The organism is Candidatus Protochlamydia phocaeensis (genome assembly GCF_001545115.1).
Classification (GTDB): Bacteria; Chlamydiota; Chlamydiia; order Chlamydiales; family Parachlamydiaceae; genus Protochlamydia_A; species Protochlamydia_A phocaeensis.
Genome location: NZ_FCNU01000017.1, coordinates 1 through 15,221 on the forward strand (window position 1 = coordinate 1; position 15,221 = coordinate 15,221).

Annotated in this window: 13 protein-coding genes; 10 read left to right on the forward strand and 3 right to left on the reverse strand. The window is 41.7% G+C overall.

Features of this window, described 5'->3' with window-relative positions; translation table 11 throughout:
- The 7 genes from BN3769_RS14435 to BN3769_RS05875 all read left to right on the forward strand — a co-directional run.
- Positions 1-188, forward strand: a 188-nt coding sequence (locus tag BN3769_RS14435) for an IS1 family transposase (RefSeq protein WP_228840602.1), incomplete at its 5' end; no start/stop codon positions are given.
- 111 nt (positions 189-299) lie between these two features.
- Entirely contained in the window at positions 300-818 is a 519-nt protein-coding gene (locus BN3769_RS05850) for a hypothetical protein (protein WP_068468545.1), read from the forward strand.
- 16 nt (positions 819-834) lie between these two features.
- Positions 835-1,323 carry a hypothetical protein gene (locus BN3769_RS05855; RefSeq protein ID WP_068468547.1) on the forward strand — a complete coding sequence of 163 codons (489 nt, stop codon included), beginning with the start codon at positions 835-837 and terminating at the stop codon, positions 1,321-1,323.
- 243 nt (positions 1,324-1,566) lie between these two features.
- Entirely contained in the window at positions 1,567-2,760 is a 1,194-nt protein-coding gene (locus tag BN3769_RS05860; RefSeq protein WP_068468671.1) for an amino acid aminotransferase, read from the forward strand.
- A gap of 2 nt (positions 2,761-2,762) precedes the next feature.
- Positions 2,763-3,944 carry a rod shape-determining protein MreC gene (locus tag BN3769_RS05865; RefSeq protein WP_068468549.1) on the forward strand — a complete coding sequence of 394 codons (1,182 nt, stop codon included), beginning with the start codon at positions 2,763-2,765 and terminating at the stop codon, positions 3,942-3,944.
- A 125-nt stretch (positions 3,945-4,069) separates the two neighbouring features.
- Entirely contained in the window at positions 4,070-5,017 is a 948-nt protein-coding gene (locus BN3769_RS05870; RefSeq protein ID WP_068468551.1) for a glycosyltransferase family 2 protein, read from the forward strand.
- A 64-nt stretch (positions 5,018-5,081) separates the two neighbouring features.
- A complete protein-coding gene (locus tag BN3769_RS05875; RefSeq protein ID WP_068468553.1) occupies positions 5,082-6,473 on the forward strand; it encodes a Na(+)-translocating NADH-quinone reductase subunit A in 1,392 nt (463 codons plus the stop codon).
- Positions 6,474-6,631: 158 nt separating this feature from the next.
- On the opposite strand, the gene BN3769_RS05880 is transcribed toward BN3769_RS05875, so the two are convergent.
- Positions 6,632-7,336, reverse strand: coding sequence for an ATP-binding protein (locus tag BN3769_RS05880; RefSeq protein WP_068468555.1), 705 nt, complete (start codon positions 7,334-7,336; stop codon positions 6,632-6,634).
- Positions 7,337-7,701: 365 nt separating this feature from the next.
- Here BN3769_RS05880 and BN3769_RS05885 point away from each other — a divergent pair, with 365 nt between their 5' ends.
- Positions 7,702-9,978 (forward strand): ankyrin repeat domain-containing protein, encoded by a 2,277-nt coding sequence (locus BN3769_RS05885; RefSeq protein WP_068468558.1) that lies wholly within the window; start codon positions 7,702-7,704, stop codon positions 9,976-9,978.
- 28 nt (positions 9,979-10,006) lie between these two features.
- Positions 10,007-10,537 carry a type III secretion system chaperone family protein gene (locus tag BN3769_RS05890; RefSeq protein WP_068468560.1) on the forward strand — a complete coding sequence of 177 codons (531 nt, stop codon included), beginning with the start codon at positions 10,007-10,009 and terminating at the stop codon, positions 10,535-10,537.
- A 26-nt stretch (positions 10,538-10,563) separates the two neighbouring features.
- Here BN3769_RS05890 and BN3769_RS05895 read toward each other — a convergent pair whose 3' ends face one another.
- Positions 10,564-11,844: a leucine-rich repeat domain-containing protein gene (locus BN3769_RS05895; RefSeq protein ID WP_154017836.1), complete on the reverse strand. Its 1,281-nt coding sequence runs from the start codon at positions 11,842-11,844 to the stop codon at positions 10,564-10,566.
- A 423-nt stretch (positions 11,845-12,267) separates the two neighbouring features.
- Positions 12,268-12,975: a hypothetical protein gene (locus BN3769_RS05900; RefSeq protein ID WP_068468563.1), complete on the reverse strand. Its 708-nt coding sequence runs from the start codon at positions 12,973-12,975 to the stop codon at positions 12,268-12,270.
- Positions 12,976-13,778: 803 nt separating this feature from the next.
- Between BN3769_RS05900 and BN3769_RS05905 the strand changes: the two genes are divergently transcribed.
- Positions 13,779-15,221, forward strand: a complete 1,443-nt coding sequence (locus tag BN3769_RS05905) for a hypothetical protein (protein WP_068468565.1) — start codon at positions 13,779-13,781, stop codon at positions 15,219-15,221.

Below are 15,221 nucleotides of genomic sequence, written 5' to 3' on the forward strand. Positions count from 1 at the left end.
GGGCTCAACACCGACCAGTTGGAAAAGAATCTGGCAAAACAAGTTATATTGAAAGATTTAATTGTACTCTTAGACAAAGAGTCGCAAGGCTTGTAAGAAAAACTTTATCTTTCTCTAAAAAACTAGCTAATCATATTGGAATGATCAAATATTTTATCTGTTATTACAATTTAGCATTACATGTTTAGAACTACCCCCCAAGGAGAAAATAATCTTGAATATAGACAATAGGCAATTCGACGGCAGTTTCTAAAACAAAATAAAACATAATAGTTTTGTCGCTTATATAAGGAATATTTATGACAATTAATTCTTTTTCTTTTGCCACTTTGGATAGTGGATTGATTGCTTTTGAGAGCGTGTTGAATATAATAGGCTATCTTCCCGTTGGCCAACGCTACTTGAAAGACCGGCATTCCAATAGCGTGTACCTCAATCCTTATTATGATGCCAAGCAATCGATTACGAATCTGCGTTCTCATTATGGAAAAGTTCTCATTATTGCCGGATTAGCCGGAAGCATCCTGTCCTTTGGCCTGAGCCTCTATCATTCCGGTCAAAAAGAGTTTTATCAGCGCTTGGCTGTTCGCATTCTGCAATATGCAGGACATGGGGTTCTCAATATTGTGCGCTCTTCTATCGAAAGCCGAGGGTGGGGTATTGCGGCATTGGCCTATGATTTATATAACAAAAAACTTTTAAGTTACCAGGACGCCTCGCCTCAATTTGATCTTCAGGGTCGATTATTCGTTTATATTCGATTGCAATTGGACAAGCTTCCAAACTTGCTTGCATCAGGGTATAAATATTTTAAATAAAAATGCTGGAGAGGTAATGACAGCCTGTATTCCCTATATTAATGGCGTTCTCACTTTAGTGGAAACGTCCTTTAATTTGATGGGGTATTTGCCTAAGCAGCAATTCCCTCGCCTGCATGCCTGGTCGACGGCTTGGCGCTTGCGTTTTGGAAGCGCGCAAATCATTGCAGGCCTGGCTGTCTATACCTTTGGTTTTTTAGGCGATTATTTAAGCCGTGGGCCGTCTTCCTCTAAATATTTAAGCCTCTATCAGCAGGCTATGTCTTTAGGAATTTTTTATGCCAATCACGGGGTTTTTAATATCGCTCGCAGCTTTATTGAAAGGCAATCCTATGGAGCTGCCTTGACTGCAGCCTATGACTTCTATGGCAGAAAGTTCCTTCCTTCTTTATCCCCATCTTTTGACTTGCAAGCGAGGCTCTTTGAGCGCATCAGGCTGCTGCTTGACCGCATTCATTTTATTACGCTCTTTCCTCCTAGCTTTTCTTTTAGGGAGGCGATTTAAACAGCCGGGAATAAAGCCTCTTTATTTTCCTATCAGTGAGCATGCCATCAATGAGGCAATGGCTTGGAGCGAAGTGATTTTCTCTTAGAGGTTCATCCGCTAATTGGCGGCCCGCTCTATAGGACGAGGAAAATAATCTCAAATGTAAGCTATTATAAGTTATTTAATCCCTCTAAAGCTTGAACAATAAAAGCTTATCCTTGAGAATTCGCTTAATAAATCAATAAAAGAAGTAGGATGATTATGCCATTCTTCTCTGATGTACCTCTCTTGCCGGACGATCCTATTTTAGGCCTTCCAATTATATTTGCAGCTGATCCGCGCCCCAATAAAATTAATTTAGGCATCGGTGCCTATAAAACAGCTGAGGGGCATTCTTTAGTTTTAACGAGCGTAAAGAAAGCAGAAAGCCAAATTCTACAGAGACATCTGCCGAAAGATTACTTGCCTATCGAAGGAGAGGGAGAATTTATCAAATGCGGGCTTCAGCTGTTATTTGGAGCAGAATCCGCTCTTCTGCAGTCAGGTCAAATTTTTGCTGCGCAAACAGTTGGCGGGTCAGGCGCTTTGCGATTGGCCGGAGAGTTCTTGGCGAAGCTGGTGAGCAAGACAATTTTTCTTTCACAGCCTTCTTGGTCTAATCACAAGCAAATTTTTGAAAAATCAGGCTTAAGTGTGGGGAGCTATCCGTATTTCGATCCCCAAGGCCATGGTTTGGATTTTGCCGGCATGTGCGAAGCCATCCGCAATATGCCTCCGTCTAGCGCTATTTTATTGCATGGCTGCTGCCATAATCCGACGGGAGTGGATCCCAATTTTGAACAATGGAAAGAACTATCAAGCCTGATTAAAAAGCAGCAGATTGTGCCCATATTTGATTTGGCTTATCAGGGATTTGGACAGAGCTTAGATCAGGATGCGCAAGCCATTCGCTATTTTGCCGGCGAAGGGCATGAAATGCTCGTAGCTTATTCTTTTTCCAAAAATTTTGGACTTTATGGAGAGCGGGTTGGACTATTAGCTATTACGGCTTCTCAAGCAGAGTGCATGCCTAAATTAGCAAGTCAAATAAAATTTTTAATTCGCTGTAATTATTCAACGCCTCCTTTGCAAGGCGCTCGCATTATATCGACCATTTTAAAATCCCATGAATTGACGCTGGAGTGGCAAAGGGAATTAAAGAATATGTGCGAAAGGGTAAAGGAGATGCGCAAAGCCTTGATTGCCGCTCTTCTCGTCAAAGGCCAAGATAAAAATTTTTCCTATATGCATCAGCAAAATGGCCTGTTTTCCTTTTGCGGACTTACACCTGATCAAGTGCAGCGCCTGCGTCAAGAAAAAGCGATTTATATGCCAAGCAATGGCCGCATTAATATTGCAGGTTTAAATACTCAAAACGTAGAATATGTAGCCGAATCTCTTTTATCTGTTATGTAGCCGTGCATAAAAAATTTATTCTTTCTTATTTTATTATTTTCATCACTCTCTTAATTTCGATGAGCTTATCGCGATCGACGACCGAGAAAATGCGCGGAGGCTCAGCGGCTCTTTTTTCGCCTTTATGGGAAAAGCTTCTGCTTGTAAAGCAGTTTTTTTCTCATCCCACCCAATCGCCTTCTTTGGCCGCTCTTGCGCCTGAAGAAAACATCCAGCGTCTGCAACTTGAGAACCAATTATTGAGCAATGAATTGATCCAATTGCACCAGCTTCTATCCCATCAGCATAGCTTCAAGTCTCAGCTGCAAACGCTTTCCGACTCTTTACCTTACGATGCCCGTGAGCTGAGTGGCGAGTATGAAATAGCTTCGCAGCGCTTAGCCCGCACGCTTAAATTGCAGATTCAAGTTCTTCCAGCACGCGTTCTTTTTCGCTCTTTGGATACGTGGAACAGTTCTCTTTGGATCAATGTTGGGGAAGCGGACAATCAAGGACGAAAAGAAAAAATTGTCGCTAAGGATAGCCCAGTCTTAGTCGGGCAAGCGGTTGTTGGCGTTATCGATTATGTCGGCCAGCATCAATCGCGCGTGCGCTTGATTACAGATCCTGGTTTGACGCCTTCGGTAAGAGCTGTCAGAGGCGGGGAACAAGACTTGCTGGTGAAAGAGCACATTGATGCATTGCTTGGCCACCTCAGTCGAAAAAAGCTCAAATCCCTCTCTCCTCAGGATCAAGAGCAACTTGCCGAACTCTTAGAACAATTCAAACAAGTCCTGCAGCCTTTTAAAAAATCTTGGTATTTGGCCAAAGGTGAACTGCAGGGCAGTTTGCAACCGTCTTGCCGAGGGCATTGCTTTATTCTTAAAGGAACGGGATTTAACTACGATTTTGCGGATGAAGAGGGAGAGGGGAGGGATCTCCGCACGGGCAGGCCGTTGGGGCAATCGCAAGGAGCTGCTATTCCCATTCTAAAGGCTCAGGACATCCTCGTGACGACAGGCATGGACGGGATTTTTCCTGCCGGCCTTAAAGTCGCAGCCGTTTCTAAAATTGGCTTGCTTAAAGAAGGGGACTATTTCTATGAATTAGAAGCCAAGCCATTAGCCGGTCCCTTGCATGATCTGTCCCTGGTGTTTGTCATCCCCCCTTTGGGATTCAACGCCGAGGAAGCCATTCAGAAATAAGAGAAGAAATTTATTTGACTGCCATTAAGTCCCTGATTATTTTATCTTCACCTCTGCTCTATGAGAGGATATGCTGAAATTTCAAAGCACTTGCTAATTTGTCTAATTTTACTTGAGATTTATCTATGAAAAAAGCGTTATCCATCGGCGTGGTTATTCCCACTTTTCAAGCGGCTAAGCATCTTCCTCATTGCCTGCCTCCTCTTCTTCAGTCTTCCCTTAAGCCCCGCATCTTAGTAATAGATTCATCCTCTTCCGATGGAACTGTCCAAATAGCCCAATCGCTGGGAGTTGAAACGCTGACTATTCCGCAAACGGAGTTTAATCATGGGACAACCCGTGAAAAGGGCCGGCTTTATCTCGGGACAGATATCGTCGTCATGATTACACAGGATGCCTATGCGACTTCTCCTTATATGCTTGAGCGACTTGTCCGGCCTTTAATTGACCAGCAAGCCTCCGTCTCTTATGCAAGGCAGCTGCCCCATGCAGGGGCGGGTTTTTTTGCCGCTTTTCCCCGTTACTTTAATTATCCGGCAACGAGCCATATTCGCAGCTTAGAAGATATTTCCACTTTCGGCGTTTATACGTTTTTTTGTTCGAATTCTTGTGCGGCTTATCTTAGCCGGGCTTTAGATGAGGTGGGAGGATTCCCCCATGTGCTATTTGGAGAAGATACAGTAGTTGTTGCCCGCTTGCTTTATAAGCACCATCGCATCGCCTATGTTGCAGAAGCGGAAGTCAGGCATTCTCATGATTATACGTTAAAGCAGGAATTTTGCCGGCATTTTGACATTGGACTGGCCAGGCATGCTTATCAATCTCTTCTAGCGATAGGAGGAAAAGACAGCAAAAGGGGACAGGATTATGTTAAAGCCTTGCTCAAAGAATTAAAGCACAAACAGCCCTTTCTAATTCCTTATGCGCTTTTACAATCCTTCTTCAAGTTGAGCGGTTATCGCCTAGGCCGGGCCAGTCTGCATGCCCCGGTTTGGTTTAAGAAAGCGCTTAGCAGCCAGAAGTTTTATTGGAAGAGCGAGGCATGTCAGTCGAATTCAAAACCTACCTTCTAACGGGATCTTGCTTAAAACTTTTTTTTTCATTAACGTTCTGGTTTGGCATTCTCAAAGGATTCATATGGTTCATATCAAAATTGCTAAAGGATTAGATATTCCAATCAAGGGAAAACCGGACGGCGGCCTCCAGCCACTGACAGTAAGCGGAGGAGCTCATCCAGTAAAGGCCCCTAGCCACTTGGCTTTAGATTTCAATGCCTTTGAAGAGATTAAATTTAAAATATTAGTGAAAGCCGGCGATTACGTTAAAATCGGCCAGCCTTTGGCCGAGGATAAGGCATCGCCAGGGCGTTTTTTTGTTTCCCCGGCGGCGGGAACGGTTATAGAAATCCGCAGAGGATTAAAGAGGCGCTTATTAGATATTGTCATTGAAGTTGCTACGGCGGAAGAGCGCGAAACCTATCCCTTGCTCGATTTATCCCAATCATCCAGGCAAGAGCTCATCGATTATTTTAAACGCACAGGGCTTTTTGCCCATATTCGCCAAAGACCATTTAATTTTTTAGCCAATCCAGGCAAAGTTCCCCGCAGCATTTTTGTCAAAGCCCTTGAGTCTGCTCCTTTTGTCCCTCCGGCTGAAATGCAAGTGGCCGGTTATGAGAAAGAATTTCAAAGAGGATTGGACGCCTTAGCAAAAATGACGGATGGAAAGGTTCATTTGGTCTATCGCCAAGGAACAGCGAGCCGTGCTTTTCCCGATGCAAAAGGCGTAGAGAAGCATACGGCAGAAGGGCCGCATCCCATCAGCAACCCCTCTTTGCATATTCAGCGCATCGATCCCATTCTTTCCGTTGAAGATGTCGTTTGGACTGTTGATGTACTGGCGGTCATTGTGATTGGATACATGCTGATGCATGGACAGTATTTTGTTGAGCGCATCATTAGCCTGGCAGGGACAGGCATCGTTGAGGGAAGAACAGGCTATTTTAAAGTCAGAGAAGGCTATCCCATTTCCGCTCTCATTGCAGGAAGGATTAAAAAAGGATGGGTTCGCTTAATTGCTGGGGATCCTTTGACTGGAAGAAAAGTCGATACAGAAGATTTTCTGGGCTATTATGACAAATGTTTTTGCGCTATTCCGGAAAATACAGAGCGGGAATTTTTGCATTTTTTCCGCTTGGGGTTGGATAAGTATACCTTTAGCGGGACCTATCTTTCAGGCCATTTGGACAATGCTCATAAAGAATACGATTTTACAACAAATCAGCACGGAGAGCTGCGCCCTTTTATCGATAGTTCGCTTGCCGATGAAGTCATGCCCCTTGATATTTCGACCGTGCATTTAGTCAAAGCCATTTTAGCGGAAGATTATGACCAAGCTGCAGAATTAGGTTTATTGGAAGTAGACAGCGAAGACTTTGCTCTGCCCTCTTTTGTCTGTCCCTCTAAGATTGAAATGACGGAAATTGTCAAAGAAGGCTTGCGGCGATATGCGGCCGATATGCTCAAATAGCTGGACGTTATTGAGGAAAGATGCCGTCCTTTTCTGTGAGCGAGTCAGTTAGCTCGGGACGGCACGAACTTTTACTATTATAAGGATGCAGCAGAAAAGACGGACCAAATGGCTGATTTGTGCCGCAATGGATTAGAAATTTAGGCTTTTTTCATCAACTATTGTTGATAAGCCGGCATCTCAAGTCCTTGCTTGCAATTTTCCAGGCTAGCTTCAAACCAAAATTTCGCTCCTTGATCTTGTCCCTTATTTAAAAAACCACTTTGTCCTTTCAGCCGATCTTTTAACAGATTGACGTTGATTAAGGCAATTCCACCCCCTCCATACTGAGGGGGATCTAGATCTTTTTTAGTGGTCACTTTTTCTTTAAAAAGATTTTGCTCGGCTTCAAATGCGATTCCGATTCCATTGTCCTCTACTTCCAGTCTTAGCCTCCCTTCTTTAAAAAGCAAGCGGATGTCAAGAATTGCTTCATAGCCAGCATTTTCTTTGCTTAAACGCTGCAATAGACTGTCAGCTGCATTTGTTATATAATGATTGCTAATTTCGGAAAAAAAATGATTACACAAATCAATATCTTCTCGGTTAGTCACTTGTTCTTTTAATTGATTAAATAAATGGTAAAACGCATCCAATCCTTTTAAAGCTAGAAAATGCAAGATCTTTTCCTTTACCGAAAGAGGGTGATTAGAGAGTGCATACCAGTTTAATTTATTTTCAAAATCATGCCAATTCTGCGCTTGAGTCAATTGATGACTTAATTCTGCATAGGTTCCCCTTATTTGTTCTTCGCATGTAAATAGGGAACTTTGTTCTTTTATAGATGGAGAATAATTAATATCTAAAGAAATTAAAGGATTCATAATAAAAAATATTTTTAATATTTATAAAAAATTGAAGTGGGAAAATAAAAAACAAAAGAAAAATTCTCCTTTTTTGGAAAATATTTCTCAAGGCTAAAGGAGGCAAAGAGGTAGAAATTCTAAAATCTTGACAATCATGCCCGTGTTGAAGCCGATGAGTCTTGCCAGTTTTCAAATTTTAATGCATCTCGCGAATTTATTAATTTTTTATTTTATATATTTATTTAGATTAAATCCAATTAAAACATAATTATTTGTTAATTTGTTTTTAAATACATTATTTATTTTAAAAAATAATAAATTAAATACTTAAATTATTTATAATAAAAATAGATGGTTTTTGATTAAATTTTAAAGAGGTTTGTATGAGTATAAGTGGGAATCTTCATTCATTCAACCGAGAGCTATTCGAACAAGATATTCAAACCAAGCTTGAGGGGTTAGCCCACTTGGATTTATCAATAATTGATCCTCAGTCGGATGAATTAACACCTGAGAAAGGTCAATTAGTGCGAGAAATTTTAGATGGGTTGGAAATGATAAAGGGCAATATGGAATATGCGAATAGCCAATTCGTTCCACGCTTCTTTGAAAAAGTGAAGAATTTGACCAATCACATCAAATTACCTGAATCCAATCAACAAACCATTACCTCTGTCATTCAATCTGTTTTTACCAATATTTCCGAAAAGCGGATCATTAATTTAATGCAGCAGATAGGGGAATTTAAGGGAGCTATTTTGGATTCTGCGCCGCCCTCGCTATTAGAAGAATTGGAAGGGATAAATCCTGAGGAAGGGGAGGAAAGAGTCATTGAGCAGTTTAAAGCCATTATGCAGAAAGATGAGCACATGGCTTTTTTAGCCAATGGCAATGATCCTTTTCTTCAGGATGTGGTTGCTCCTTATTTTGATTTTAAAAAAGCAGATGCGTCGGGCAAGACCTTGCTCCACCATCTGGCATTAAAGAAAAATCCTCTTTTTACTTCCCACTTTCTTTCTCTGGTAAAAGGAAAAGCCGATATGAATGCGCGGGATGAAAAGGGAGCCACTCCGCTTTATTATGCTGCTGGATACTCATCGCCGGAATTTGTCCGAGGGTTACTGCAGAATGGCTCCGATCCTAAAATAAAGACAGAGACCGGACAAAGTCCTTTTAACATGGCAGCTATTCATGAGAAAAAAGAGGCGATGATCGAATTGCAGAAGGCGGCGATAGGAGAGTTGGGCTTGCATTTTCGCAGCATTTCCACCCAACTTCCGAAGCAAGAGGATAAAAAGACTTTGGGGCGGGCTATCAGCGGTGCGGCCCAACTTTCGAGCTTGGGGTCAGTAGGCGGGACGACAATTGGAGTAGCGGGCAAAGTAGGCGGCGTCGTTTCTAAAAAATACGTAGACCCGGCTGTCGATTCTCAGATTCAGGCGCTCATTTTCGATCTGGATGAGGAGTCTCAAAAAGCGCTTGTCTCAAGAATTAATGAGTTGGCCTCTATTGAAAGCGGCGGAAAGCAAGTATCGGAATTTTCTCAGACTATCCCTTTTAATGCCGTCAATATGACAGTCAATGCGCTTGCCTTGCTTGCAAATGTCAACAAGGCTTCTATTCCCAACCAGGCTTACGATAGTCAGCTGAAAGAGCTTAAAGACCAAGTAAAAATCATTGAAGCTAAAATAGCCCGCTTGGGCAGCTCTGGGGAAGATGAAATAAAAAAAGGCATTTTGCTTAAAGATAAAGAATTAGTCCTAACGCAAATCAAGACTCTGGAGACGCATTTAAGCACCCAAAAAGAAATGATCAAAGCCCAGTGTTTGAGAAACGCGATCGAAATAGGCAAAAGCGGCAGCAAAGCGTTGCTTAGCCAAGAATATTTATCCGACACCATGGCGCTTTCCCTGCTCAAATACGTTCCTTCTCTTGCCACTTCTCTCACGAGTGCTGCTGCCATTTATCAAAATTGGAATGCCATCAAAGACTTGAATGTCCGCAGAGAGCAGATCCAAGTCATGAAGCAAGCTGTATCGACAGCTTATGATGAGCTTCAAAAATTGCGAGATTTTTTTCCAGAGGGCAGCTTTGAGAAAATTCTTTTAGACTTGAAAGCAAAAAATTATGAGCAAAAGCTTGCCCACTTAGAAAAAGCAGCTAGCGAGATTGGATATAAAAAACTCTCCACGGTTACTTCGACTTACATCTATGCTGCCGCTTTAATGACTTATACCATCGGTTTAATGACCGCGGTGTCTTCAACAGCGCAAGATGAGAATTCTCCGGAAAACAAAATGACATCGGCAAGCGCAATCTTGGCAACAGGGGGGATGATCACGGGCTTTGCACCCCTCATCATTGGAGGCGCTTATGCAACAGTAGATAAGCTTGGACAGCTTTCAACGACGGCTAAGAATTTATCTTCAAGGGCATTTGAATGGCGCCTGTCTTCCGAACAGCGTCAGGAAAGAGAGCTTATACGACAAACAGCCGGGCAATTGGGAATAGAACCGACAGATTTGGAAAGAAGACTGGTTCAGATGGAGAGCGTTTTAAATGATGAAAAAATGGAAGATATTTTGCAGCGTGCGGGAATTGATACGCGCTCCTATGATAACCAGCGAAGAACGCTTATTTTACAATTATTGGCTCAATAGGTAGAGTAAAAACTGAGAGGAGAAAATTATGGAAGATCAATTTCTTGAAAAGCTAGAAGCTGTTCTAGATCGATTCGGATATCCATGCCTTTTGCACAAAGCTTCGCAGGAAATGCCTTTTGAGCACTTAAGTTTGACACTTCCTCGGGACAGCAAAAACCGGGAAAGAATCTGTATTCTTAAGATTGAAAAGGATGTCTTAGCCGCTCCTGCCGCACAAGAAGCTACCGAATCATTCGTGCATATTTATACTGTTCTTCCCTTTACCGTTGAGCCTCAGTCCATTGGAGAAGTAGCGAGACTCATCAATTTTTTTAATAAATCTCTGCTAGTGCCAGGATTTATCTTAGATGAAGCGGGCAAAAGCGTATTTTTTCGCTATGCCTTCTTAAAGCCCGGCTCTATGCTGGAAGACGCGACCTTTATTTCCTTAATCGGAACCATCCTGCTTTGGCTCGATTCTTTTTCCGATTCCATTGAAGAAGTGGCTAAGGGAAAATCCATGGTTGAAGTCATTCAAGAAAGGATGAATGAACTTCTTCAATTGCCTGCGAAATAAGTAAAGGGATGAGGGAGTTAAAATTTTTAATTGGCCCCACTGCGACCAGTGACTTTTAACTCCTTGATGCCTTGCAAACTTTCAATTCCTTTGTTTGTCAGTTGGGGACACCAGCTTACATTTAGGCTATCAAGATTGAGAGGAGCGAGCTTTTGAACTCCTCGATCGGTTAATTTTGTGCAATAGCAGACATTTAATTCTTTAAGAGTGGAAATACCAGAAAGGATGTTGAGTCCTTCATCGGTAATATTTTCGCATTTCATCAGGGAAAGCTTCTTTAGAGGTAAAAACTTTAATGCGGTTAGGGCTCGGTCATTAATTGCGCATTCAGTGAGAATCAACGTTTGCAAATTCTTGCATTGTGCGATCCATTGGATCGTCTCTTCAGTCCATTCCGTTTGGCTCAAATCCAAGTGCTGTAATTGTTGATACCATGCTGGCGATGGGGGAGGAGAGAGTGTTTGCAAATTGGGAAAACGAAAGGCGCAGCCCTGCAAACTTAAGGAAGAAAGAGAGAATTTAAAGAGAGAGGGAAGGGCCTGGACAGTTAATTTTTTACAGTGGTTCAAGGCTAGGCTTTCTAAGCGAAGAGCACTCAATTCCCCAATTGCTCTGTCTGTCAGCGATTCCCCCCTGTTAATGGTTATTTTTTTTAAAGGAAGCTGGAATAATTGCGTCCATTTTCCTTCGCTGATCTGCAGTCCAAATACAGTTAGAGCATTCAACCTTTTTAATTTTAAAATTTCGTCGACTTCCTGATCGGAAATCATTGAGGATCCCAGATCCAATTGTCTAAGATGCGGGCAAAAACGAACAATTTCTGAAAGGCGGCCTTTGTCGAGTCGGAGGCTAAATTGATTTAAGTTGAGAACGTCCAGGCTTTTATTGGAAGCTTTCAGAAAAGGAAGAAGTAAAGAGAATGAATATAAATTAAGCTCTTTTGGAGATAAAAGCCCTTGATTGCAGGCAATTATTTTACTGTGAAATAGGCATTCTTTGACAAAGGAACGGGTCTTCTGTAAAAATTCCCCATTCCTTGGCTCTTCCCGATGCGGCCACGTTGGCTTATCACGCAGGATCCATGCTAGCGACAGAGAATAAACAGAGGGGAAAAACTCTTTTTTCGAGGCCTGGCAAGCTAATTGATCGAAAATGCAATAAATGATTTCTAAGGGAAGCTGATGGAGAAGGGGAGGACAAACCCCGCTTTTTCCTTCCTCGGCTTCCGCTTCTATTTCCATTTCTTGATTCATCTCCACATATTTCTCTTCGTATGAAGTGACTGAATGATAAGAGGATATATTCATAAAAACCTTTTATTAATCTGCTTCATTAATAACCCGAATTTTGAGATGTATTTCTTCTTTAAATAAGAATAATATAACAAAATAATTTAATAAAAACAATAATATTTGACCATTGATTTATTGTTTATAGTTGTTTTGTTAAAATTGAAATAAAATTGTGTAAATTATTTGAAATAAAAAATAGAAAAGCCACTGAGAAATGCTCTGACTAAGAGAGAGGATTCCGTAAGGAAAAATAATCTCAGATATCGATCATTATGGATTTTAATCCACCTTCTAGGAGCCGTTCAGAGGCTAAGAAAGAAGGAGGCCAATTGAATATGGCCTCCGTATTTTTGCGAGCTTTAGAGAAAAATAGTCTCGAACTAAACTAATTTAGTACAGCTTCTAGAAGGCATTCCCTAGACAGTTAAAAATACCTTATTATAGGCGGCGAGTCGGCCCGCTATCGCGATCGCTTGGAGGAGGAGTGTCTATTCCTTTTCCTTGCATAACCTGCTTGAAAGCAGCAACGATAATAGCGCCAACAAAAATGCCGGGTGCGGCAATGAATAATCCCAATAAGAGCCCTGTTAAGACAACATAGCGCAGTTGATCTTGACCGGTAAAGACTTGCCCAATATTGCGCAGGTAATAGATGATTTCATAGGCAAAATGATAGCCGGCTACCATTCCAAGGATCAATCCACCTAAGAGATTATCAAAGAAAAGCAAGAGTAAACCCAAAATCAACAAGATATAAGTGATCGTATGTTCCTTGTTATTCCGGGCATATTGATAAAGATCGTCAAATTTCTTTGAATCCTTATTATTTCTAAAAGACTCTCTCACTTTATCTTCTATCGATTCTTTATGCTGATAGTCTTTGGTTTTTTGCGTATAATCGCTTGAATAAGTTTTTGCTCCTTCTCCCATCTCTGAGGCGTATACCCTATTGGGTTCTGTTGAAGCTGCCGATTTAGGCGGAACTGCATAGTTGGACGCATTGGTAGAATAAATTTTAGACGGTTCGCTTGAAGGAAATACAGGCGGTTGAGTCAAATCAGATGGGTCGCCTGAAGATGGTTGATTAGGATCTTGAAAAGGCGGCTTGTCGGGATCCTGTGGAAACTTTGGATCATTAGTATTCATACTTTCCCCCTTAATTGATGGGTTAAATCAATTTTGGTAATGGATAAAAGAAGATAGGTACCTAAAAACAAGAATATGGAGTTTTTTTTGCTCTTTCGCCTGCCTCAAAGCTGCGGAGATGAACAAATGGTCAGGCGGTTCATATTAAAAAATAGGGACCGTCTGGCCACTTTTCATCTGCAAGCGCTTTCACGTCAGTCCAAAGTCAAAAAAACTCTAAACTCCGGTTAAAATGCTTGAGTCCGTTATAACCGGCACTCTTCAACTATGCAATCATTTTTTTAGATAGTCTTTGCAAGGAGTATACCAACATCTCTAAAAAGGGGATTAAATCCCATAAAAACTCCAAATTCGGGTTAATAACTAGAGTTGAGAGTATTTTCTTTCCTTAAGACGACGCTCGAATCTAGGTCGCTAGCGATTTTAATACATTCGTTAGGATGTTCGGTAGTTTTTAGATTTAATTAAAAGTTAAAACAAATCTCTGGATAGTTTATTTTTTTTGTATTTTTTTTATTGGATAATTGGAAATTAATAATATGTTGTGGTTTTTTTATTCTCTTGATAAGATTTAGCATATCTTTTATTAAGTGCTATTTTCAAAGAGCTAGTTCCAATTTGACAAGCATTTGCTTTATCCTCCATCGATTTAGCTGGAAGGAAAGAAAAGTTTTTGTCTAAAGACATTTAAAATTTTCAATTAAAGCCAATCAGCATAGAATATTGAAAAAATATTGAAGCGGACGGATCCGGCAGCGATTAAAGAGTTTCTAAGGAAGTAAAGATTCAAATGTGTGAGAGTAATGATTAGTCGGTGGTTAACTTGGCTTAATTCTGCCATACTTGGAGTCCTTTTTCTTTTAGGATTGGGAATAGTCTTAATTTGGCTGGCGTGGCCATCGGAGATTTTTTTATCCAATCCCAAGTCCAAGCCAAACGGTTTGCCAAAAACCGCTTTTGAGTTCCCTCCGGCCGTTTATCAGCAGATTGGAGGGCCGCTATTGGCTTTGCAGAATGCTTCGCCTTCTTTGCAGTTGCCTGATTTGAAGCAGCATTTGATCTATTATGGAAAAAATGGAAGGCCGGATGCGCAATCGAATCATACGCTTTTGCATTTCTCTTTTGCCGGAAACAAAGCCGTTGTTTCTACGCCCCCTGGCGAGCCGCTCTATTTATTGTATGATAAAAAGAGCAATCCGGGCCGTTATATTTTTAGCCCAAACAATGAGAGGACGTCTTTGTGGATTGAAGGGGTGCCGGTTGATGCGGAAGTGCAAGTTAAAGTTGCCATGGAAAATGATAAGGGCGAGTTGATTACGGAGCCTGAAAGCTGTGCGCAATTTCGTCTAGCAGAAAAAGAGTTTATTCGTTATGCAGGATCGAGCTGGGAAATTGGCACGTGGCGTGTAGACGGCACTTTGCTTGCCCGTCAGCGGGCGCGCTGGTTTGGGCCGGACCGCTTTTTAGAAAAACATGGCGGACAAGACTACCAAGATAGCATCGGCAAACAGCGCATTGATTTTGGCGAGAATGACGATATTTATTCCGTTTTTGTCAAAGTGGGCGACTGCTTGGTTTGGGATAAAAACCGATGGACTATCGTTCAACCGGGCGAAAGCTCGCTCAACCATCCTTTATTGGTTGTCAAAAAAATTGAAGATCGGTTGATGACATTCGAGCTATGGGATGTAGAAGGGAAAGGAAAAATTTTGTTGAATTTGCTAAAATCGACAGAGCCTTGGACAGTACAAAATGCCCAGCAGATTCAGCATATGTTTAAATTTGTTGGTGCGCGCACGCGCTCGCAATGCGTCTTCGAAATTAATCATGAGCGCATGGTAATCTGTCCATCCGATTGGCTGCTTTTGACTCCGAAAGGATGGAAAAAGCTGACAACAGAAGAAGACATTGATAATTATGTTAAGCGCAAAATAACGGGAACATTGTTTGTTTTTGAAGGCTTGTCACGCAAGGATGAGCGCCAAGTCATGGTAGGCACGCTTTATAATCCGACGCGGAGCGACAGCCAAACGATCGAGCTTTCTTTGCAGCAGGGCGGAGGAAATAAGCCTTTGGCGGCAAAGGACAATAAAGAGACCAAAGAGACTAAAGAGGTGGCAGATATCATAGGGGAAAAAATTGGCCTAATGGGAGGAAAAGCCGAAGGCGATCGCAATGCGGTTCCTGTGCCTCCTGTCATGCCTGTCCCTATGATGCCGCCTAAGACTCAATCTTCTAACCAATAG

Coding starts and splice junctions, on each gene's coding strand:
- BN3769_RS05850 (WP_068468545.1), top strand. CDS start 300: ATGACAATTAATTCTTTTTCTTTTGCCACTTTGGATAGTGGATTGATT.
- BN3769_RS05855 (WP_068468547.1), top strand. CDS start 835: ATGACAGCCTGTATTCCCTATATTAATGGCGTTCTCACTTTAGTGGAA.
- BN3769_RS05860 (WP_068468671.1), top strand. CDS start 1,567: ATGCCATTCTTCTCTGATGTACCTCTCTTGCCGGACGATCCTATTTTA.
- BN3769_RS05870 (WP_068468551.1), top strand. CDS start 4,070: ATGAAAAAAGCGTTATCCATCGGCGTGGTTATTCCCACTTTTCAAGCG.
- BN3769_RS05875 (WP_068468553.1), top strand. CDS start 5,082: ATGGTTCATATCAAAATTGCTAAAGGATTAGATATTCCAATCAAGGGA.
- BN3769_RS05880 (WP_068468555.1), bottom strand. CDS start 7,336: ATGAATCCTTTAATTTCTTTAGATATTAATTATTCTCCATCTATAAAA.
- BN3769_RS05885 (WP_068468558.1), top strand. CDS start 7,702: ATGAGTATAAGTGGGAATCTTCATTCATTCAACCGAGAGCTATTCGAA.
- BN3769_RS05890 (WP_068468560.1), top strand. CDS start 10,007: ATGGAAGATCAATTTCTTGAAAAGCTAGAAGCTGTTCTAGATCGATTC.
- BN3769_RS05895 (WP_154017836.1), bottom strand. CDS start 11,844: ATGAATATATCCTCTTATCATTCAGTCACTTCATACGAAGAGAAATAT.
- BN3769_RS05900 (WP_068468563.1), bottom strand. CDS start 12,975: ATGAATACTAATGATCCAAAGTTTCCACAGGATCCCGACAAGCCGCCT.
- BN3769_RS05905 (WP_068468565.1), top strand. CDS start 13,779: ATGATTAGTCGGTGGTTAACTTGGCTTAATTCTGCCATACTTGGAGTC.